Here is a 22054-nt window from a genome sequence, read left to right on the forward strand (position 1 = left end):
AAGAACTTGTTTGCAAGAACGTGGCAAAACTACAAAATATAGACCTAGAGGGTTACAAGGTTTACACTTTTAACTGAATAGTAAGGTAGTCTTTATCGATAAACTAATTATCCAGCTATAAATTCAACAAATCCCTTTTATTCACTCTACTGACATCAAAGAATAACTGAATGATCAGAATAATCAATCAAATCCGTAATTTATGTAACACTCTCTTCCTCAGATGTAACTCAATTTGCTTGCTAACTAAGATCTTTACTTTATTAGTTTGATGTAGCATTTCTGCTTTAATCCGGAGGGCATTTCTCTATGCTTTTAGCAAAAGTTAGAAAAAAAATCAAGAAATGGCCTAGAGATCAGATCGAGATAATGGGATTTAAGGGTTAAATTAAAAGTATAGAGAGATTAAGCCGTCAAAACTGTGAATCTGAGTAGGGTACGTGCTGAAAATCTGAAAAAATTAGATTCTAATTAGATTAATCCTTTTGAATTGAATAGCGAATTAAACATAGGTAAAGTGACTAGCATCCGTGGCAGTGTGGTGGATGTATGGTTTCAAGACCATTTACCGGCTATCAATGCTGTATTATTTACCGGAAAAAATAAGCAAATACAACTAGAGGTCTATACGCAGCTGGATAATCACCATGTACGTGCTATTTCTTTAAACCCAACTCAGGGATTGGCCAGAGGGATGGCGGTAGAAACCGATGGGAAAGAACTGACCGTGCCTGTAGGGAATGCTATTCTAGGCCGAATGTTCGATGTGTTTGGGAATACCATCGATCATCTCGAGCCACTTCCAAAGGGCGAAAGGCGTAATATTCACCAATCGCCTCCACCCCTATCCAAACGGAAGGTGAAATCAGAAATCTTCGAAACAGGCATTAAAGCAATTGATGTATTGATCCCCTTGGAAAAGGGTGGGAAAGCAGGATTGTTTGGCGGGGCAGGTGTTGGCAAAACGATTTTGCTGACCGAGATCATCCATAACATGGTAGGTCACACCCATGGTGTAAGTATGTTCTGTGGTATTGGCGAGCGCTGTCGTGAGGGAAACGAGCTGTATAACACCATGAAAGATGCCGGTCTGCTGAAAGACATGGTCATGCTGTTTGGGCAAATGAATGAACCGCCGGGAGCTCGCTTTCGCGTGGGACATGCAGCACTTACGATGGCGGAATACTTCCGTGACGATGAACATCGGGATGTGCTTTTATTGATCGATAATATTTTCCGCTTTATCCAAGCCGGAATGGAAGTATCCGGATTAATGGGGCAAATGCCATCACGGCTGGGATATCAGCCTACGATGGGGACGGAACTGGCGGAACTGGAAGAACGCATTGCCTACACAGATTCAGGAGCGATTACTTCCATCCAAGCGGTCTATGTGCCTGCCGATGATCTGACTGATCCTGCTGCTGTACATACCTTTTCCCATCTATCTGCCTCTATTGCCCTCTCCAGAAAAAAAGCAAGCGAAGGATTATACCCTTCCGTTGACTTTTTACAGTCCAACTCTAAAATGTGCACGCCGGGAATTATCGGAGAAAAACATTATAAACTCGCTCAGCAGGTACGGGAAACACTGGCGCAATACGAGGAATTAAAAGACATTATTTCTATGCTGGGCATGGAGCAGCTATCGGTCAAAGATCGGAATGTAGTGAATCGCGCCAGGAAGCTGGAACGCTTTCTCACGCAACCCTTTTTCGCAACCGAGCAATTCAGTGGCATCAAAGGAACCCAAGTCAGCCTGAAAGATGCGCTGGAAGGCTGCGAACGCATATTAGCTGACGAATTTAAAGACTATCCTGAAAGTGCATTTTACATGATCGGGACCATAGATGAAGTCAAGAAAATAGAAAAAGAGGCGCCGAGTAAGAATCCTGCTGTGACAAAAGAAACTACTCAAAATGAGAAACCTGCCGTGAAAGCAGCAGCTAAAGAAAAAGTATTATGATCATCCGAAATAAAGCCAATAGCCCTATTTTCTGTACTTATCTGGACGGAAGACCGAAGACCGATGACCGAAGCTGCGTCTTCGCTAGTTCACGATCGTTCTCGGGATCATCAAATACTATGATGCTTTTATCTTCTACTGGAAGAAGTGTAGATATAAAAAAATTACTGATTGATTAAAAAAACAAACCTAACCCAACCATGAACCTCAAGATTCTTCTTCCATACAAAGTGTTTGCTGACATCAAAGATGTGAAGCAAGTGGTGATGGAAACCAGTGAAGGGTCTTATGGTCTGTTGCCGCAAAGATTGGATTGCGTGGCGGCTTTGGTTCCCGGTATTCTCACTTATGAAACTGAAAACATCCATTACGTGGCGGTGGATGAAGGCGTGATGATTAAAGCTGGTTCGGAGGTTTTGGTATCTGTGCGAAATGCCGTTGGCGGAGCAGATCTGGGCAAGCTTGGAGAGTTGGTGAAAAGTGAATTTACCAAGCAGGATCAACTAGAAACGCAAGCAAAAACGGTAGTAGCAAAGCTTGAAAGAGGATTTATCTACAGCTTTGACAAGTTTCGAGACCATTAACATGGAGCCATCAAGAAATAGTGACCAAGAGAATTTTTTTAGTGAAGAAGTCGCTAAAAAAGAGAAACGAAAGCTGAAAGCGCTGAAAGAAAAGAACGGTGTTTGGTTTGGATTGGGAATGATGGGAATGGTAGGTTGGTCTGTGGCTGTTCCCGCTTTGCTGGGCGCTGCATTGGGAATATGGCTGGACAAAAGCTACCCGCAGACATTTTCCTGGACATTGACTTTTTTGATGGTCGGGATCATTGGAGGAGTCATCATAGCTTGGTCTTGGGTCAATAAAGAAGACAAGGAAGTACATAAAAATAACGAAGAAAACGATGAATGAAACGATATCAATGGGTGTAGCTTTTGTGGCAGGAATAGCCTTGGGAGTAATTTTCTTCGGTGGACTTTGGTTTACCGTAAAGAAAGCAGTGTCCGCCAAAATACCGGCACTTTGGATTTTCGGCAGTTTTATCCTTCGCATGAGTATCACGCTGCTGGGATTTTATGTAGTAGGATTGGATCAATGGCAGAATCTGATGCTTTGTCTCCTGGGTTTTATAATAGCAAGATTCACCGTGATTCATTTCACCAAATCACTGGACGCCAAACAAGCGCAACTCAAAAAGGAGGAAATCCATGGATCTTAGCCCTGATCAGACCATCTTCTGGGAGTACGGTTTTATTACCATCAATCTTACCCTAGTCACTACTTGGGGAGTAATGCTGGTGCTGATCGTATCGTCATGGTTGGTGACCCGCAAGCTGAGAACGGATATTCAGATTTCCCGCTGGCAATGCTTCCTGGAAATGATCGTCACCGGTATCAACACCCAAATCGAAGAAGTGGGCCTAAGCAAGCCCGAGCGATACATCGGATTTATCGGTACGCTGTTCCTATTCATCTTTGTCTCCAATATTGGTATCATTCTGCCTGGCTACAGTCCTCCAACTGGATCACTTTCCACCACAGCAGCTTTGGCATTATCTGTATTTCTAGCTGTTCCATTTTTTGGTATCAGTGAAAGCGGCTTTGGGGGATATCTCAAATCCTATTTGCAACCCACCTGGATCATGCTTCCTTTTAATATTATCGGCGAGGTTTCCCGAACCTTGGCATTAGCGGTGAGACTATTTGGCAATATTATGAGCGGGGGAATGATCGTAGCGATCCTCCTGAGCATCTCCCCTTTTATTTTCCCGATCATCATGAATATGCTCGGCTTGCTGACAGGAACGGTGCAGGCCTATATTTTCAGCATTTTGGCCACGGTTTATATAGCCGCAGCAGTTCGCAATTCGAAAGAAAAAACTAAATCAAAAGTAATAACGACCTAATTAAATCACTATGGATAGTATAACCACAATTGCCATCGCTTCAATAATCACCGCAGGTGTGACCACCACTTTTGGCACCATGATGCCTGCTATTGGCGAAGGCCGGGCAGTATCTGCCGCCTTGACATCCATTGCGCAGCAGCCCGATGCAGCTCCAACCATTACCAGAACCCTCTTTGTAGGATTGGCCATGATCGAATCCACAGCGATCTACTGCTTCGTGGTTTCGATGATTCTGATTTTCGCCAATCCTTTCTGGAACTACGTCCTAGCCAATTAATTCATCATGGATATCAATTGGTTTACCGTAGTCGCACAGCTGATTAATTTCCTGATTCTCGTCTGGTTACTCAAGCGATTTTTGTATAAACCAATCCTTGATGCAGTCAATAAGCGAGAGAAAAAAATCATGGATCAATTGAAAGACGCAGCTGATAAAAAAACGATTGCTGAACAAGAAAAAGAAGAGTTCAAAAAGAAGAATGAAGAGTTTGACCAGCAGAAAAAAGGGTTGATGGATACCGTTGTGGCTGAAGCAGCCACAGAAAAAAATCAATTGATTGAAACGGCAAAAGCGGAAGCAAAAGGATTGATCTTCAAAATGGAAGAAGCGGCAAAAGCAGCGCAGGCCAATGAGAATAAAGAGCTTGCTCAAAATACTCAAAAGCAGGTTTTCGAGATCACCCGAAAAGCACTTTCAGCGATTGCTTCACTGAGCTTAGAAGAGCAATCCGCTGACACATTCATCAAACACTTAAAGGCTTCCAAAGAAGAGGAAAAGCAACAATTCATCGATGCATTTAAGTCTCATCCGGATTCCATTTTGGTGAAAAGTGCCTTTGAACTCCCTACAAAGCAACAGGATGAAATAACTGAAGCTGTGAATGCCCTGCTCCATACGGAAACCAAGCTTCAGTTTAAAACAGCTCCAGGAATAATAAGTGGAATTGAGCTTTCCACTAATGGTTATAAAGTAGCCTGGAGTTTTTCAGAATACCTCAGTGCGTTGGAGGAGAATATTTCTGGGGAAACTAGGGAGAAAGCCAAACCAAACGTGAAGGAAGATTCAGATGTCAGCAATTGAAAAAAATCCTGTGGTAAGAGGCGTTTTCGATCAAATTGCCGTGGGGATTGAAAGCTTTTCTTTTTCTATAAAAGCCCGTGAGATTGGACATGTCACAAGCGTTTCAACAGGAATTGCTAAAGTCTCAGGACTGCCCGGAGTAGGCTTTGAGGAATTGCTGAAGTTCAAAGATGGCCTTTTTGGCATTGCTTATAATCTGGATGAGGCTGAAATCGGTGTCATTCTTTTAGGCAAAGATTCTGCCCTGAAAGCCGGCGATGAGGTAGTCCGCACCGGTCGGGTGATGGATGTACCTGTAGGAGATGGATTGATCGGAAGAGTGATTGATCCCTTGGGCAAACCTAAGGATGAAAAAGGCCCGATTGTGTATAGCGAGCGTTTGCCTATTGAGCGGCCTGCCCATGCCATCATGGATCGAAGTGCGGTTGCCGTTCCTTTGCAAACAGGCATAAAAGTGATTGATGCGATGATTCCTATTGGGCGAGGCCAGCGTGAATTGATAGTCGGCGATCGGCAGACCGGCAAAACGGCCATCGCTATTGATGCCATTCTCAATCAGCATGATAAAAATGTCTTGTGCGTGTATTGCGCCATTGGGCAGCGCGCTTCTTCAGTAGCGAAAGTGATTGCCAATCTGGAAGAAAAAGGTGCCATGGATTACACAGTTGTGGTGGTGGCCGAAGGAAATAATTCTCCTGGGATTGCATACATTGCTCCCTACGCCGCGACGAGTATTGCAGAGTATTTTATGGAAAAGGGGCGAGATGTACTTATCGTTTACGATGATCTTACGCACCATGCCCGTGCCTATCGCGAGCTCTCTTTATTGCTGAGAAGGCCTCCAGGACGCGAAGCATTTCCCGGAGATATTTTTTACATCCATTCCAGATTGTTGGAGCGATCCACGCACCTCAGTGATGAACTGAAAGGCGGTTCCCTCACCGCATTGCCCATCATAGAAACAGAGGCGCAGAATATCTCTGCCTACATTCCTACCAATCTTATTTCCATTACCGATGGGCAGATTTATCTCTCTCCCAAACTTTTTGAGTTGGGTATTTTGCCCGCAGTGGACGTCGGTAGATCGGTCTCGCGCGTTGGTGGCAAAGCACAGTTGGCTGCTTACCGTTCTATCGCAAAGCTAAAATTGGAGTATGCGCAATTTGAAGAACTGGAGACATTTGCTCGATTTGGAACACGGCTCGATGACACCACCCGAAAGACCATTGGCCATGGCAAGCGGATCCGAGAAAGCCTAAAGCAGCAGGAACTACAACCATTGACAGCTTCAGAACAAATCATCGTTTTGCTCGCCTTGAAGGAAGGTCTTTTAGATACTGTTCCCGTCGAAAAAATTCGGGAGGCCGAAGAAGTTCTGCTTAGGAATAGCAAAGATTTTCCCGAGGACATCATCAAGCGAATAGTAGAAAACGAGAAGCTAAGCGAAGCTGATACCAAGGCTATTCTGAATAAGGCACAAACCCTACTTGCCCCGTTTCAGGAAGAGACAGATCCAGACCAAATCAAAACATAATGGATACGCTGGAAAATTTGCGCAGCAAAACAGAAGGTGCAAAAGACCTAAAGTCGGTCGTGAGTGCCATGAAAGCCATGGCAGGATCAAATATTGTCCAATATGAAACCGCCGTCAGTTCACTTGCGGACTATTACTACACCATCGCGTTGGGAATCGTGGCGTATTTCAAAGCAGAGGGAATCGAGGGAATTAGCGAAAAAGCAGTTTCGGAAAAGAATTCGGAAGATGCAATCTGTGCCATAGTCTTCGGTTCTGATCAGGGACTTGTGGCTCAGTTCAATGATGCGATGGCGAATTTTGTTACTACTTCGCTGAAGGCTTTGCCGGGAAAAAAGGAACTATGGGTAGTGGGCGAACGAGTTGCATTGCTTTTATCGGATGAAGGATTTGCCAGCGCAAAATTATATCCTGTACCAAATGATATTAATGCGGTCACTCCTTTGGTCACAGAGATTTTGAGTCAAAGTCAAATCAAGCAACAGCAGCACGAAGGCACGCGGTTTTATATTTTTCATAACAAACCCAACGCAGTTTCAGGTTATACTCCTGTGATGCAGCGATTCCTTCCATTGGATGAAAAATGGAAGGAAAACGTAGAGAAAACTGAGTGGCCAAGCAAGTTGCTTCCGCAGATTGCAGGAACTCCAAAACCCACGTTGATCGCTTTGATCAACGGATACCTTTTCACTTCGCTCTTCAAAGCCTGTGTAGAATCATTGGCAAGCGAAAATGCAAGTCGATTGGAAGCGATGCAGCGAGCCGACAAAAACATCAGTGATCTGCTGGACGATCTTAACACTAAATACCATCGGCTGCGTCAAAGTTCGATCGATGAAGAATTATTTGATGTGGTCTCAGGCTTTGAGGCCTTGAAAAAAGACTCAACTAAGGATTAATAATAAATCCTAAAATAACCCCCTTCTTTCTTGACCTTGGAGGCGTGCTGCTTTCCGACGGATAGGTGCATAAATGAGGATGCTTTTGCTAGCAATTAATATTTTTGCTGCTAAATCAAAAATAAAAATGGTGTTTAAACTGCTTCATTAGGTGGATTGGATACGCTCTTTTTTCCGGGGGTATTGGTGAGCGTGAAGCAACCATTCGTTCCCTAATAGGTACAGATTTTGGCTTCATCGGCATTAAATTAAATGAAAAAAAGAACCAAGGCAATGAGGATGGAAGTAAGGTCAAAGTATATGTCATTCCAACCAACGAGGAATTGATGATTGTAAAATTGGTCTACATTACTTTGAATTACCAAACGTAAAATGGTGGAATGAGCATGAATCGATTTGGATTATCAAATGCGTGAATCATATAACTATTAGCACCAATTGTATAATAGAAATATGAGATTTAGTGTCCACCTTCTTACTAATCTAACTGGTTTAAAAACCCCTAAAAATGAAAAAAATACAAACAGCGGCATATTCAATAGTGCTGCTAATTCTTATTGGATCTTGTCAATCAGGTTCAACTCACACGAGTCTCCTTTCCGATACTCAATCAAGAAATGAGATCATGGAGGCAATCGCCGCCGATAGTACCATGTCGAATGAAATGATAGGTACCTTATTGAATAATGAAAACGGTATGATGACCATGCAGAATCATCAAAAGATGACGATGGGGAATCACAGTTCCATGATGAATATGGTCAAAAATAATCCAGACCTGACCCATAATATGATGTCAACTATGGTGGAAACAGCTAAAAGTGACTCCAGTATGATGTCAGGAATGATTAGAACCATGATGGCTGATCCGCAAATGATGCAAATGATGCAAAATAGGATTTGTAATGGCAGCATGAATGGCATGAAATGAATGACAAGAAAGAGTAATTAATCACATTATTGACCACAATTTCTAAAAATTCAACTATACAAAATCATGATGCACGATAGCGGAAATTATTATTATTGGGGAATGCATGCGGGGTGGTGGATTTTTACACTTGTCATTGTTATAGTATTAGTAGGTGCCGTTTACCTGACTCGGAAAAGAAGATGAAAAAGTCCGTTTTAAAAAAATTTTCTTAAGACATGCTTCAATATATTATTTGATTATTCGAACAGACATTTTATCTATGGAATACTATATCAGCAAAACAATTCCCGGGAGTTTAGACAGCGCAATACAAAAAGTTTCTGATGTACTCAAGGCAGAAGGCTTTGATTCACTTACTGAAATTGGCTTAAAAGCTACATTAAAGAAAAAGCTCGATGTATATTTTTACAATTATAAAATCCTTGGCGCCTGTAACCCTCCATTTGCCTATGAAGCCCTACTCGCTGAAGATAAAATCGACACCATCTGGCCCTGTAGTGTGACTGTTCAAGAATAATTGCCGGCGAGCTCGAGGTTTCAGCTGTTGACCCGATAGGATCCATGCAGGATGTTGAGAATAAGAAACTTATAGAATTAGCCACTGAGATGAGAATAGGCTACAGAAAATCATTACGGAACTATAGCAGACTCATTTCATTTAAGCATTAAAAGCTTTGAAAGCAAAATACGAGATTTTCAAAACAGTCTTTACAGGTAGTTATTAACTTCAAAAACAACAACAGAAATCATGAAAATTCAAATTAATACTGGTAAAAATTTAAGTGTCCATGAAGAATATGGAAATGAGTTGGAAGCTTCTTTGTCAGAAAATTTAAGTAGATTTAGTGAGCACATTACAAGACTCGAAGTGCATCTTTCAGATGAGAATGGAAACAAAGAATCGGAGGATGATAAAAAGTGTCTGATTGAAGCAAGGATGGAAGGAAGACAACCAATTGCGGTTTCAGCCACAGGCAATACTTACGACCAAGCCGTAAACAGCGCAACTGGTAAGCTTAAGGCATCTCTTGATACAATCATCGGTAAGTTGAGAAATCACTGAGCAGTATTGCTGTGAAACAAGATCCTATGGAATGATGCCAGTGGCATCATTCCATTTACAAAACAGAATAATTGAAGTAAATCCAAATTTAGCTACTATCCCCCGCTTTTTAGAACTTATGGCTACCCATTGGTATAAATGCAGATAATCAAATCAATTTGTAGAACAGCACACCTATTCATAACAAGCAATTTTTATTATGTCTGCAAATAACTTCGATATAAAAGGGTTAACCGATGACCAGGTTCTTGACGCGAGAAAAAAGCATGGATATAATCAGTTAGCATATAAGAAGGAAAGTGGATTTTTTGGTGCGATAAAAAGCATCGCAAAAGAGCCCATGGTCATTTTACTCTTGGTCGCTGCGTCCATTTATTTCATAAGCGGAAATACTGACGATGGTATTTTTATGGCTTTCGCGATTGTCTTGGTAGCGGGTATTTCGCTATATCAGGATTCCAGAAGTCGAAATGCTCTGGAGAAATTAAAAGACTTAACTAAACCCATCTCCAAAGTAATCCGCAATGGCGAAATAAAGGAGGTCAAAAGTGAGGAGCTAGTATTCGGTGATAGCCTCATGATCGAAGAGGGAACTGCCATTGCAGCAGATGGAAAAATTATTCAATCCAATGATTTTTCGGTGGACGAATCCATTCTGACAGGTGAATCCTTATCGGTTTATAAAGATGTCGCAGACGATAAAAATCAAGTATTCAGAGGAACTACCGTTGCCAGCGGATTGGCTATCATTACCATCACAGCGATTGGAAATGAAACAAAACTCGGGAAAATAGGCAAAAGCCTCGAGACGATCCAAGAGGAAAAGACGCCCTTAGAACTGCAGATCAACAATTTTGTAAAGAAAATGGTGATTGTAGGAGTTGTCGTCTTCTTCATTGTCTGGGGCATAAACTATTTTCAGTCCTACAGTTTTTCCGATAGTTTGATCAAAGCGCTTACCCTTGCGATGAGTATTTTACCTGAGGAGATTCCAGTCGCTTTTACTACGTTTATGGCTCTTGGTGCTTGGCGTTTGATGAAAATGGGAATCATCGTCAAGCAGATGAAAACTGTAGAAACCTTGGGTAGCGCAACCGTTATCTGCACGGATAAGACAGGCACCCTCACCGAAAATAGAATGAGTCTGGCAAAAATCTTCACATTGAACTCCGGTGAAGTTTCCAAGCCTGAAACTATTTCAAATGACGAAGAAAAAGAGCTGATCAGATTAGCCATGTGGGCCAGTGAGCCTATTCCTTTTGACCCAATGGAAATAGCCCTTCACGAAGTTTATGGAAATACGTTTGAATCGGACGAAAGACCCAATTTCAAACTGGTTCATGAATATCCATTAGGAGGAAAGCCTCCCATGATGACCCATGTCTTTGAAGACTCCACTGGTAAGCGAATCATCTCTGCCAAAGGAGCTCCGGAAGCGATGATCAAGGTGTCTGATTTAAGTGCTGCCCAAAAAAAGCAGGTAAATGATGCTTTGGCCGAACTCACGAGTGAGGGTTATCGAGTGCTCGGCGTGGGAGAAGCAAATTTTGGGGGCACTGATTATCCTAAAGAGCAGCAGGAGTTCCCTTTTACTTTTAAAGGCGTTGTTGCGTTTTACGATCCTCCAAAGAAAAATATCACCAAAGTTCTGGAAGACTTTTATACTGCAGGAATTAACGTAAAGATAATTACCGGGGATAACTCAACAACTACTACCGCAATTGCCAAGCAAGTAGGATTTAAGGGTTTTGAGAAAAGTATTTCCGGAGATGAACTGATGGCTTTATCAGATGAATCCGTTCAAAAAACAGTCGGAGATATTCAGGTATTTACCAGAATGTTCCCCGAGGCTAAATTGAAAATAATCAATGCCCTAAAGGCCAATAAAGAAATAGTAGCGATGATTGGTGATGGGGTGAATGACGGCCCTGCAATTAAAGCGGCCCACATTGGTGTTGCCATGGGAGGCAAAGGAACGGAGATTGCCAAACAGGCTTCTTCTCTGATTCTAAAGGAAGATGACTTGTCTAAGTTGGTGGATGCCGTAGCCATGGGACGGAAGATTTACACCAACCTCAAAAAAGCAATTCAATACATCATCTCCATTCACATCCCGATTATATTGACGGTGTTTCTTCCTTTGGCTTTAGGCTGGCTGTATCCCAATATATTTTCGCCGGTTCATATCATATTTCTGGAGTTGGTGATGGGACCTACCTGTTCTATTATTTATGAAAATGAGCCGATGGAAAAAAACAGCATGTCTCAAAAACCCCGTGCTTTGACCAGCACTTTTTTCAACCTGAAAGAACTAACTACCAGTATCATACAAGGTTTAGTCATCACTGCCGGCACCTTATTTATTTACCAATATGCAGTGCATCAAGGTTTAAATGAGGAACTCACACGAACGATGGTTTTTACAGTTCTTATTGCTGCCAATATCGTTTTAACTCTCGTTAATCGTTCCTTCTACTATTCTATTCTAACAACAGTGCGATACAAGAATAACCTAGTACCGTTGATTATCGGCATCACAGTTTTAATTACTGGTCTTCTACTTTATGTAAAACCCTTATCGAGCTTTTTTGACTTTGAACCGCTGAATTCTTTGCAAATATCAATTGCTATAACGACTGGTTTTGTATCAGTTATTTGGTATGAAGGGGTAAAATGGGGCAAGCGAATCAAGGGAGCTAAAAAGGTGTAATTACATCCGACTACTCTGCGAAATGTATTCTAGGCTAGGTAAAATGAAATGTAGAATCGAAACACGACGAAGAAGTTGTCGAACTTAATGTTTCAACCCCGATGGGGATGGGATGACAAAAACCATTGATTCGTTTCCCATGGGTTGCACCCATGGCTACTTATGGTTTGATCCCGTTGGGATCATGATTTTATACCATCATATCTCTATTCTTCCCCTTTTATGACCACGAAGTAGTCAAAGCATGAATACCTGCGTGCCGAGGCATAAATCCCGGTGCAACTACGGTTAAGAATGAGGGTTCTATATGGCAACCTTGAAATGCCTGCCCGCTGTGGCGGGGGTTGAACTATAGGTGTAAATTCTGATACTAAATCTCCAATTACAAATTGCATCTCTACACCAAGAGGACTTCTTATTCTCATCTATCCCATATCTCTTTCCAATCCACCTCTCCCTATTCGCAGTACAAAGTATTTTTAATAAATGAGGCAGGTTATTAGAAGCCTCATTCTGACAGGATATTGACAAGAGTAGAGATCGCTTTTCCGGTCTATTTGGCACATATCATCCAGGGAGAAGAAGGGACAACCAAGCCACACAAATGTAGCCTGATCCTCAAGTAGTGATTTTGCAGAGCAATCCCCAAAAAGTGGGATAGATACAATAAACAGGCAGGATTGTGTAACAAGTTCGGCTTCAGTTTTATAGAACTTTATATTCCAACCTAATGCGGAGGGTTGATTAAAAGGCATTTAGCGTCAAAAAACAAATAATTTAACAAGAACCCGCTTAAGTGCTTAAAATAACGAGCCTGCCCAAAAAACCTATAGATAATCTACCAATAAATAACAATCACATGAAAAATAACTTGGGGTCAATAGACCGAATGATCAGGATAGCATTAGCAATCATTATCTCAGCTTTATACTTTACCCATGTCATTTCAGGCAGTTTAGGTTCGGGTTTAATACTTGTTGTTGGTGTATTATTCATCACAAGCTTTTTTAGTTTCTGCCCGTTTTATTCTCTTTTTGGAATAGCAACCAAGAAAAAAACGAAAGCAGTCTTTCTTCCTCAAAGAAAACCTACTGCCAATTAAATGATTGAAAGACAAAAGGAACCTTTTACCTAGAAAAATCAATGGAATCACACTATTATAATGTAGGTATAAATTGGGAAAACAGTCGAAAAGGCATCTTATGTTCTCCTGAATTAAACAAGAAAAACAGCGTTTGCATTGAAGTAGCGACGCCTCCGGAATTCCCCAAAGGAATTGAGGGGGTTTGGTCTCCTGAGCATTTGTTTGTTGCTGCTATTAGTGGCTGCTTAATGACTACTTTTTTAGCCATTGCAGAAAATTCGACATTGGACTTTACAAGTTTTAGCTGTAAGACAAAAGGAAAGATGGAAATGGTGGAAGGCAAATTAATGATGAGCGAAATACTGCTTAAACCTACTGTTGTTATCCATAATGAAATGTATAGAGACAAGGCGATTCGTATTTTGAAAAAAGCTGAAGATGCCTGTTTGATAAGTAATTCCGTGAAGTCAAAAATCACTATGGAAATAAATATTGAGGTGACACCCATGTTAATCGAAACCAAATAACCAAGTCACATATCCTTAACATCGGTGGCAATTTTGCCCGGTTAAACACAGCCAGATACACTCATGCTATAGTGAAATTTAACAGATATTGCCATCATTGACTGCAATTCCTTGCTCAGCTTCGTGCCGAATATTCCAAAGCGCGTGCTACCAAATGTCAACCTTGCAATTCACCTCTATTTTAACTTCTAGCCCTTTTTAAAACATGAAGGCATCGAATTATTCAGGCGTAAGTCGCTATGTTTGATACAGGCACGAGAAACTATTTTCACCAACTCAATACTCAATGGACATGCAGTTCATCCTTTTTTGCAAGATCAAGTAGGATTATCTGTTGATAGCATTAGTCAATCGTTTGTGGCATGCGAAATAAAATGGGTAGGAAGAAAATGGTTATAGCTTCTCCCGTGTATTTCTGGTAAATCGCTTAAGGGCTTACTTATACTAGGACTATAATGGATGGATCAATAGACTTTAAAAGCACCACTATGAAACAGATTAAGAATTTTTCAGAAATACGTCTAAAAGACATTGCACTCGTAGGAGGTAAAAATTCTTCCCTGGGAGAAATGTTTTCAGAACTTTCTTCCAAAGGCATTAAAGTGCCCGACGGGTTCGCAGTGACAAGTGATGGATATTGGAGTTTTCTAAATGAAAACGAACTCGTACCTAAACTCACGGCTATTCTTTCAGAATTGGACCTCAAAACATTTAATAACCTTTCAGAGATTGGCTCAAGAGCCAGACAACTTCTGCTGGATGCTTCATTTCCAAAAGATTTAAGTGATGAGATTTTAGCTTCATACAAGCACTTGGAAAAGCGTGCTGGAAGTACCGTTTCTTTAGCCGTGCGCAGCAGTGCTACAGCCGAGGATTTACCCAATGCAAGTTTTGCCGGACAGCAGGAATCCTACCTCAATGTGCAGGGAGCCGAAAATCTAATTTTTGCATGCCACCGTTGCTATGCTTCACTTTTTACAGACAGAGCCATAAAGTATCGAGTTGACAATGGTTTTGATCACATGAAAGTGGCCTTATCTATTGGGATTCAGATTATGGTCCGGTCCGATAAAGCCTGTGCCGGTGTCATGTTTACACTTGATCCGGATACGGGATTTGATAAGGTAGCTCTTGTTTCAGGTGCTTGGGGACTTGGTGAAAATGTGGTCCAGGGAAGTGTGAACACCGATGAGTTTCTGGTATATAAATCGTTTATCGGAAAAGTAAAGCAACCCATCATCTCAAGAATATTGGGTAGCAAAGTGAAAACAATGGTCTATGCTGATAAAAAATTAGAAGAGATTTCAAAGCCAGAAGATGCCATCATCAATTTGGATACATCAGATGAAAACAGACAAAAGTACATACTCACCGATGATGAAGTAGTTCAACTGACTGAATGGGCGATCCTTCTTCAAGCGCATTACGAGCGTCATATGGACATTGAGTGGGCAAAAGATGGTGACACGAATGAAATATTTATCGTTCAGGCTAGACCAGAAACAGTTCACAGCCAGAATGAAAACAAGAGTCAATTCAAAGAATATCAAATCAAGGAAAAGGGGGAATTAATCTGTCAGGGAATTGGATTAGGAAACCGGATTACCTCTGGTATTGCAAGACTATTGGACTCACCAAAAGATATTGATAAGCTTAATGTGGGCGAAATTTTGGTGACTGGACGAACTGATCCTGACTGGGATCCCATACTCAAAAAAGCTGCGGGCATCGTGACTGATCAAGGGGGAAGAACTTCACATGCGGCTATTGTAGCTCGTGAAGTAGGTGCAGTCGCTATTGTGGGAACCGGTGATGCTACCAAAACTATTAAGGATGGTCAACTCGTGACCATCTCCACTGCTGAAGGGGACACGGGTTTTGTCTATGAAGGTAAAGGCACTTGGGACGAGCAAGAGATTGACACCTCTAAAATTGAAATGCCAAAAACGAAGATTATGCTCATTCTTGCAGATCCCGATAAGGCATTCCGATATTCGCTGTTCCCAAATAATGGCGTAGGGCTGATGCGAATGGAATTTATTATCAACAATACAATTAAGATTCACCCGATGGCTTTGCATCATTTTGATCAGCTAAAAGATAAAGCAGTAATAAAAGAAATTGAAAACCTGAGCCACCATTATCCCGACAAAAAAGACTATTTCATTCACAAACTGGCAGAGGCCACTGCAACGATTGCTGCGGCTTTTTATCCTAAAGATGTCATAGTAAGAATGAGTGACTTTAAATCAAATGAGTACGCCGGACTGCTTGGCGGTGACACATTTGAACCTGTGGAGCAAAACCCAATGATCGGTTTCAGAGGGGCGTCGCGATATTATCATCCATTGTATAAGGATGCGTTTGTGATGGAATGCGAAGCGATGAAAATGGTGCGGGATGAAATGGGTTTTACCAATATCAAACTGATGCTGCCATTTGTACGAACCATCAAAGAAGCCACCAATGTAATTGCGATCATGAAGGAAAATGGATTGGTAAGAGGTGAAAAAAATCTGGAATTGTATATGATGCTGGAAATTCCAAGCAATGCCTTGCTGGCGGAAGAATTTGCCAAACATTTTGATGGCTTCTCCATCGGGTCAAATGACCTGACTCAATTAACACTTGGTGCTGACCGGGATTCGGAATTGCTCAGCGACATCTTTTCTCCCTTTGATCCAGCGGTGATGCAATTGATCAGCATGGCGGTCACCAAAGCAAAAGCTGAGGGTGTCAAAATTGGTTTATGTGGACAGGCACCAAGTGATTACCCGGAGTATTCCCAGTTTCTTGTTGATTGTGGAATTGATAGTATTTCCTTCAACCCGGATGCGTTGATAAAAGGAATTTCCAATATGCATGAGGCGGAAAGTAAAAAGTTACCTGCAAGCTGAAACAAACTAATGACTGCTAAAGAATTTATTGAAACTTTAAAGATAATCGGTCAAGATTATTCGGGAGAAATTCCGAAAAGGGAGATATTTTCTTTAGCAAAAGAATATCAGCAAATTCCAGTATTTGAGGTTGTAAAATTGCTTAAAGATAAAGATGATAATCATCGACTTGGAGCAGTATCTATATTAGATTGGAAAGCCCGAAATAAGAAAACTTCTAAAGCGGAACGACAAAACATATACAGAGCGTATATTGATAATCATAAATGGATTGATAATTGGGGTTTGGTAGATAGAAGTGCACCATATGTAGTTGGAGGATACTTACACGACAAGGACAAAAAAGCATTATATGATTTAGCAAAGTCCAAAAATCCAATGGAGCGAAGAACTGCAATTGTAAGCACTTATTATTTTATCAAAAAAAATGAAATAGAAGACACATTTAAAATTGCAGAAATTCTTGTAAACGACAAAGACGAATATGTACAAAAGGCTGTTGGGAGTTGGATTAGAGAAGCAGGAAAAAAGGATGAAGAAAAATTAAAAAAATTTCTTGATAAACACGCAACTGAAATGCCAAGAATTTCACTTCGATACGCAATTGAGAAATTCGACAAGGAAACGAGAGAATATTACTTGAATTTAAAGTGACAGGTGGAAAAGCCAGCAGGTAGTCGAGTAGACGGCCTCGCCAGTTTTCTCAAGCGAGGTGCGCCTCTCACACCACTGCCAATAGCTATCAGCATACGGGTCTTCCCGATAAAAATCGGGACAGGCTGTATACGGAGGTTCACTGGATTGTAGGTTGTGCCCGCCTGAATGACTAGTCGGACCGGTTTTGAGGTAATAAGATAGCATAGATTCATACCCCTTACGTCTCAGGCGTGACAAAGTAATAGTGGTTATCAAAATCGGACTCTGGGCTACGGCCCATCCCCCTTTCCTGCCTTCCCGCAGCCTGGCCCTTCGCTAAAAATGTCCACTGGACATTTTCTTAAAGCTCAGTCCTTCCATGCGTAGGCATGGTCTTGATCCACTCCCAGTCTGATTAGGTTTTTACGTTTCCGCTTAGGCTTCTTCTCCCGATATTGTTATGGCTCGTTCCTCATAGCTACTATGACCTCGGCTGACTTCTCTCAGATGTTCACGACATCTATCTCCCACCCTACAAGCTGGCCCAGTGCTAAAAATATCCACTGGATATTTTTCTTACGCACTGCGCTCTCGGTAAGACGAATATCCTTATGTCTATCGCTGCTCTATCTACTATTTTGGCTTATCTCTGAAATTCAGAGTTTAGGACTTCGGCATGATCCCGATACTCGGGACAGGTAGTGATACCTCATCCAGCCTCATAGCCTCAGTATAGAGTTCCTGTTTCCCGCCTTGCGGGACAGGCTGTCAGTACAGACACCGCAGTCGGGCTTACTTTACTGCATGCCTCACGGCAAACCATGCCGATAGCTAACGGCACGACTTGCTTGGCTTCGGGACAGCCTGTCCCGAGAATCGGGAATACCCCCGCGCTTGAGGGACTTTATTCACTAAAAGTTCTAATTCATTCGTGTTCATGAATGCTTCACATTTCACCCGTTGGAACGACCATCTTTTTGATCTATATTCACCATTCAAGGCACACACAGCACCTACAATAAATTGGCGGTTCAGTGCTCCAAAGACACATTTGTGGTTAATCAAACATTGATTTTCCACTTCACTGAAGTGGGGAAAATCTCAAAGCATTTCATTGATTGCGGCGTAACTGTTAGAAATGAAAACGTAGCCAATTTCCAGCTTTGGGATGCGGTCGATTACAATCACAGACTTCATCCGGAGCGGTTATTAAGCATTAATGAGCTTTCTGAAAAAGTGCTGAAATTGGAAGATTTGGAGGTAGAAGTCGAATATCAGGGTCAGACAATAGAGAAGTTCGGATTGGAATTCGACGGAGTCAATTTTCTACTTACTAATAAGCAAACAGATTGTCTCGCAAAGGAGAAATGTAGGATCCCTCAAAAAAAGTCAAAAGTCCAACTTTCAGAATTAAGAGGGAATGAAGAGTCTTGCACTCCTGGTACGGGCTGCTGCTAAAACCAAAATATTTTATTAGATATGAGCGCAGACACGATAAAATTGTTGCCCAATCTTTTGGCGACAGTGGAACTGGCACGATCACTTCCTGTTTCAGAACAAAGGAAAGAAGTCCTTCAAGTACTTATTGATTACACTCAGGATAAAGTCAATAATGGTGAAGAGCTTAATTTAAACTTCATCTGTACCCATAATTCCAGAAGAAGCCAATTTGCACAAATCTGGGCACAGACTGCCGCTGACTATTTTGGAATTCCCGCGAATTGCTATTCAGGCGGTGTAGAAGTAACTGCTTTCAATGAAAGAGCAGTAGCTTCGATCAAAAGAAATGGCTTCAGAGTTACTAAGAAGGGAATTGAAAATGCAGTGTACTTTATTTTTCATTCTGATGATCAGGGCCCCATCAGCACATTTTCTAACCTGTATGATGACGCTATCAATAAAGCAACTCGATTTGGTGCAGTAATGACCTGCTCACACGCGGATGAAAACTGTCCTTTTATACCGGGAACAGAACATCGAATTCCCGTGCGTTATGAAGATCCCAAAGTCTACGACGATACACCAGAAGAGAAAAACAAGTATGACGAGCGATCCTTACAAATAGCTTCTGAAATGTTTTATGTTTTCTCTCAAATATCCCTAGACAAATAAGTATGGCTCACAAAAAATTGAGTTTTTTGGATCAGTATCTTACGCTTTGGATATTTCTTGCAATGGCCATTGGAGTGGGCATTGGTTATTTTTTGCCTTCAAGTTCTGAGTTTATAATTCTTTTGGGGTGGGCTCAACCAATATCCCGATTGCTATTGGTTTAATTTTGATGATGTACCCGCCGCTGGCCAAAGTGGATTACAAGCAGTTGCCGAAGGTTTTTAAGAATGTAAAAATTCTAACGGTTTCATTGGTTTTGAATTGGGTCATCGGGCCAATTTTGATGTTTGCATTGGCATTGATATTTCTTCATGATTATCCGGAATACATGGTGGTTTGATTTTGATAGGCTTAGCAAGGTGCATTGCGATGGTGTTGGTGTGGAATGATCTCGCAGAGGGAAGTAGTGAATATGGAGCAGGTCTGGTTGCGTTGAATAGCATATTTCAAGTTTTCGCCTATAGTTTTTATGCATGGATATTCATCACTATCCTTCCACCTTATTTCGGATTTGACGGCGCTGTCGTAGATATTTCTATAGGGACAATAGCCGAAAGTGTGGCTATCTACTTGGGAATCCCATTTTTGATGGGGATTTTGAGCAGGTATGTTTTGGTGAAAGCGAAGGGTGAGGCTTGGCATCAAACTAAATTCATCTCTACAATTTCTCCAATCACACTCGGCTCTTTACTCTTCACGATTTTGGTGATGTTTTCCTTGAAAGGTGAACTGATAGTTCAGATTTCAATGGATGTTGTCAGAATAGCAATACCGCTCTTGATCTATTTCGTGTTAATGTTTTTGATAGGATTTTTCTTAACAAAGGCATTGGGAGCAGATTATGAAAAAACAGCTTCAGTGGCATTTATGGCATCTGCAAACAATTTTGAACTGGCAATTGCTGTAGCGATTGCAGTTTTCGGTCTCAATTCAGGTCAGACATTTACAGGAGTTATTGGGCCTTTAGTAGAAGTACCTGCTTTAATCTTGCTCGTGCGTGTAGCTTTTTGGTTGAGGGGAAAGTATTTTTCAAACAGCTACTACTTATGAATTACTCCAAAAATTTTACTAACGTTCAATTAAAAGAACATTATCCCAGCAGTTTCTTAGGAAGGACATTTTGATTTTACTGAAATCTGGAGATAATCTTCCCGATCCCCAGTCAGTTGATTTCTATCTCCTTTTTAAAGACCAGGCCACTGTGGACTATTCGGAATTTCAGATTATTCATTCATTTTAATTTCAAAAAGTGTATGGTGCCAGAAGTAACCTAATAAATTTCAAATTATTCAAAAATAGCCTGGTCCAGAAACTATTAAAAATAGATCAGTTGGATGCTGACAAAAACAATATCCTGCTTCAACTCCAAATTCTAAATGGAGGAAAAGCGGAGAACCAAGAAATGAAATCCAGGGCCCAATGGCTGTGGTTATCCTAGGCGGTTTGCTGACAGCAACTTTACTTAATCTGATCGTAATTCCATGTGTTTTACGAACTGGTTCTGAAAAGAGAAGACCGTCAATTAGACAATTAGAGCAAATGCCCTGCGGTGAAGCTGCGGGGCATTTTTATTTCAGGATGTTTGCAGCGCAAGAAGATTACCCTGTATTTATTGTCTTGGGAGCAGGCGGCAAACCTTCCAATCCTGACGAGTTGTACATTCTACCAATTCAAGAACTTGCTAAACCTATTCTCCATACCGCAAGATTGGGAAGATACAGGATGAAAATTGATACTGATTTCTTTTTTGATCAGGAAAAGAAAATTCTTAGGTGAATTAAATATATGCATTTTTTGGGTGGTGAAATACTTCAGTTTGTTTTCAGTTTGAAAACTTTTTGATATCTTTAAACGTTTATTAAAACGACTTGCTTTGAAAAACATCATATCTATCAAAAACTTGATTCAGTTTTATCAAAAGCCTCCGAATTCCAAATCAAGCTTAGAAACATGGATGTCCATCACCAAACATGCGAATTGGCTAAAACCTTCGGACGTGGTAGAAGATTTTCCAGATGCTGATCCAGTAAAAAATAGTCGGGTGGTGTTTAACATCGCTAGAAACAAATACAGATTGATAGTTCAGATAAGTTTCCCAAGACAATGGGTCTTTATTAAATTCATCGGAACACATTCAGAATACGACAAAGTTGATGTGAACACCATTGACCAATTTTAAACCGTAAACCAAATTGTAATCATGAAGTGGGAAAAGACGATAACTACAGAGCAAGAATACGAGAAAACACTTGCGAGACTTTCTGAGATTTTTCAGGCAGATGCTGACAGTGCAGAAGGGATGGAAGCAGAGTTGTTGGTAACCTTAGTTGATAAATATGAAAAGGAACATTACCCTATCTCCTTACCCGATCCTATTGATGCAATGAGGGAAACAATGGAAAGAAAAGGATTTAAGGCTAAAGACTTGATTCCAGCCATTGGCAGTAAAACAACTGTCAGCCTCGTGCTAAACAGAAAAAGAGCGTTGACAATCGATATGATCAGAAACCTTTCTGTTTTGTTAGGCTTGCCTCTTGAAGTCCTGATTCAACCTTATAAACTTGACGGAAAGCCAGAAAAAGTGAATCCGTAGATAGGAAACTTTCAACTCCAAATTCTAAACGGAGGAAAAGTGGAGAACGGGGAAATGAGATCCAGAGCCCAATGGTTGTGGTTACCCTGGGTGGTTTGCTGACAGCTA

23 protein-coding genes and 1 pseudogene are annotated in these 22054 nt (G+C 41.2%); all 24 read left to right on the forward strand.

Annotated features, from left to right (window positions below):
- Positions 1-490: 490 nt before the first annotated feature.
- The 24 genes and pseudogenes from atpD to BVH04_RS05925 all read left to right on the forward strand — a co-directional run bounded on the left by atpD (position 491) and on the right by BVH04_RS05925 (position 21946).
- Positions 491-1966: a F0F1 ATP synthase subunit beta gene (atpD, locus tag BVH04_RS05800; RefSeq protein WP_205635797.1), complete on the forward strand. Its 1476-nt coding sequence runs from the start codon at positions 491-493 to the stop codon at positions 1964-1966.
- Positions 1967-2166: 200 nt separating this feature from the next.
- The gene (locus BVH04_RS05805; RefSeq protein ID WP_086540406.1) at positions 2167-2550 is read left to right on the forward strand and encodes a F0F1 ATP synthase subunit epsilon; all 384 of its coding nucleotides are present in this window, start codon (positions 2167-2169) and stop codon (positions 2548-2550) included.
- A gap of 1 nt (position 2551) precedes the next feature.
- Entirely contained in the window at positions 2552-2878 is a 327-nt protein-coding gene (locus BVH04_RS05810) for an AtpZ/AtpI family protein (protein WP_086540408.1), read from the forward strand.
- Positions 2871-3185, forward strand: a complete 315-nt coding sequence (locus BVH04_RS05815; RefSeq protein ID WP_086540410.1) for an ATP synthase subunit I — start codon at positions 2871-2873, stop codon at positions 3183-3185. Before BVH04_RS05810 ends, BVH04_RS05815 begins: the two co-directional genes overlap by 8 nt.
- Positions 3175-3873, forward strand: coding sequence for a F0F1 ATP synthase subunit A (locus tag BVH04_RS05820; RefSeq protein ID WP_086540412.1), 699 nt, complete (start codon positions 3175-3177; stop codon positions 3871-3873). The genes BVH04_RS05815 and BVH04_RS05820 overlap by 11 nt, the downstream gene beginning before the upstream one ends.
- Positions 3874-3883: 10 nt before the next feature.
- Entirely contained in the window at positions 3884-4153 is a 270-nt protein-coding gene (locus BVH04_RS05825) for a F0F1 ATP synthase subunit C (RefSeq protein ID WP_086540413.1), read from the forward strand.
- A gap of 6 nt (positions 4154-4159) precedes the next feature.
- Complete coding sequence (locus tag BVH04_RS05830) at positions 4160-4957, forward strand: F0F1 ATP synthase subunit B family protein (protein ID WP_086540415.1); 798 nt, start codon at positions 4160-4162, stop codon at positions 4955-4957.
- On the forward strand, positions 4944-6491 hold the full coding sequence (locus BVH04_RS05835) for an alternate F1F0 ATPase, F1 subunit alpha (protein WP_086540417.1): 1548 nt from the start codon (positions 4944-4946) through the stop codon (positions 6489-6491). The genes BVH04_RS05830 and BVH04_RS05835 overlap by 14 nt, the downstream gene beginning before the upstream one ends.
- Positions 6491-7390: a F0F1 ATP synthase subunit gamma gene (locus tag BVH04_RS05840; protein ID WP_205635798.1), complete on the forward strand. Its 900-nt coding sequence runs from the start codon at positions 6491-6493 to the stop codon at positions 7388-7390. Before BVH04_RS05835 ends, BVH04_RS05840 begins: the two co-directional genes overlap by 1 nt.
- A gap of 155 nt (positions 7391-7545) precedes the next feature.
- Positions 7546-7761, forward strand: coding sequence for a hypothetical protein (locus BVH04_RS26590; protein ID WP_262481356.1), 216 nt, complete (start codon positions 7546-7548; stop codon positions 7759-7761).
- A 137-nt stretch (positions 7762-7898) separates the two neighbouring features.
- Positions 7899-8321, forward strand: coding sequence for a hypothetical protein (locus BVH04_RS05850; protein WP_116116609.1), 423 nt, complete (start codon positions 7899-7901; stop codon positions 8319-8321).
- Between the two features lie 262 nt (positions 8322-8583).
- Complete coding sequence (locus BVH04_RS26045) at positions 8584-8841, forward strand: DUF302 domain-containing protein (protein ID WP_240510842.1); 258 nt, start codon at positions 8584-8586, stop codon at positions 8839-8841.
- A gap of 231 nt (positions 8842-9072) precedes the next feature.
- Positions 9073-9387, forward strand: a complete 315-nt coding sequence (locus BVH04_RS05860) for an HPF/RaiA family ribosome-associated protein (RefSeq protein ID WP_086540422.1) — start codon at positions 9073-9075, stop codon at positions 9385-9387.
- A gap of 199 nt (positions 9388-9586) precedes the next feature.
- The gene (locus BVH04_RS05865; protein WP_086540424.1) at positions 9587-12097 is read left to right on the forward strand and encodes a cation-translocating P-type ATPase; all 2511 of its coding nucleotides are present in this window, start codon (positions 9587-9589) and stop codon (positions 12095-12097) included.
- A gap of 859 nt (positions 12098-12956) precedes the next feature.
- A complete protein-coding gene (locus tag BVH04_RS05870; protein WP_086540478.1) occupies positions 12957-13199 on the forward strand; it encodes a YgaP family membrane protein in 243 nt (80 codons plus the stop codon).
- A gap of 41 nt (positions 13200-13240) precedes the next feature.
- Entirely contained in the window at positions 13241-13708 is a 468-nt protein-coding gene (locus tag BVH04_RS05875) for an OsmC family protein (RefSeq protein WP_086540426.1), read from the forward strand.
- 488 nt (positions 13709-14196) lie between these two features.
- The gene (gene ppsA / locus BVH04_RS05880; RefSeq protein WP_086540479.1) at positions 14197-16605 is read left to right on the forward strand and encodes a phosphoenolpyruvate synthase; all 2409 of its coding nucleotides are present in this window, start codon (positions 14197-14199) and stop codon (positions 16603-16605) included.
- A gap of 9 nt (positions 16606-16614) precedes the next feature.
- Positions 16615-17259, forward strand: a complete 645-nt coding sequence (locus BVH04_RS05885) for a DNA alkylation repair protein (protein WP_086540428.1) — start codon at positions 16615-16617, stop codon at positions 17257-17259.
- Positions 17260-18264: 1005 nt separating this feature from the next.
- Entirely contained in the window at positions 18265-18699 is a 435-nt protein-coding gene (locus BVH04_RS05895; RefSeq protein ID WP_086540430.1) for a DUF6428 family protein, read from the forward strand.
- 21 nt (positions 18700-18720) lie between these two features.
- Complete coding sequence (locus tag BVH04_RS05900; protein ID WP_086540432.1) at positions 18721-19353, forward strand: low molecular weight phosphatase family protein; 633 nt, start codon at positions 18721-18723, stop codon at positions 19351-19353.
- 2 nt (positions 19354-19355) lie between these two features.
- Positions 19356-20403: pseudogene (gene arsB / locus BVH04_RS05905) on the forward strand (ACR3 family arsenite efflux transporter).
- Positions 20404-20772: 369 nt separating this feature from the next.
- Positions 20773-21129 carry a hypothetical protein gene (locus BVH04_RS25055; protein WP_140160531.1) on the forward strand — a complete coding sequence of 119 codons (357 nt, stop codon included), beginning with the start codon at positions 20773-20775 and terminating at the stop codon, positions 21127-21129.
- Positions 21130-21226: 97 nt separating this feature from the next.
- Entirely contained in the window at positions 21227-21532 is a 306-nt protein-coding gene (locus BVH04_RS05920) for a type II toxin-antitoxin system HigB family toxin (RefSeq protein WP_086540438.1), read from the forward strand.
- Positions 21533-21553: 21 nt separating this feature from the next.
- Positions 21554-21946 carry a helix-turn-helix domain-containing protein gene (locus BVH04_RS05925; RefSeq protein ID WP_086540439.1) on the forward strand — a complete coding sequence of 131 codons (393 nt, stop codon included), beginning with the start codon at positions 21554-21556 and terminating at the stop codon, positions 21944-21946.
- Positions 21947-22054: the final 108 nt, after the last annotated feature.

This window comes from Algoriphagus antarcticus, from assembly GCF_002150685.1.
Classification (GTDB): Bacteria; Bacteroidota; Bacteroidia; order Cytophagales; family Cyclobacteriaceae; genus Algoriphagus; species Algoriphagus antarcticus.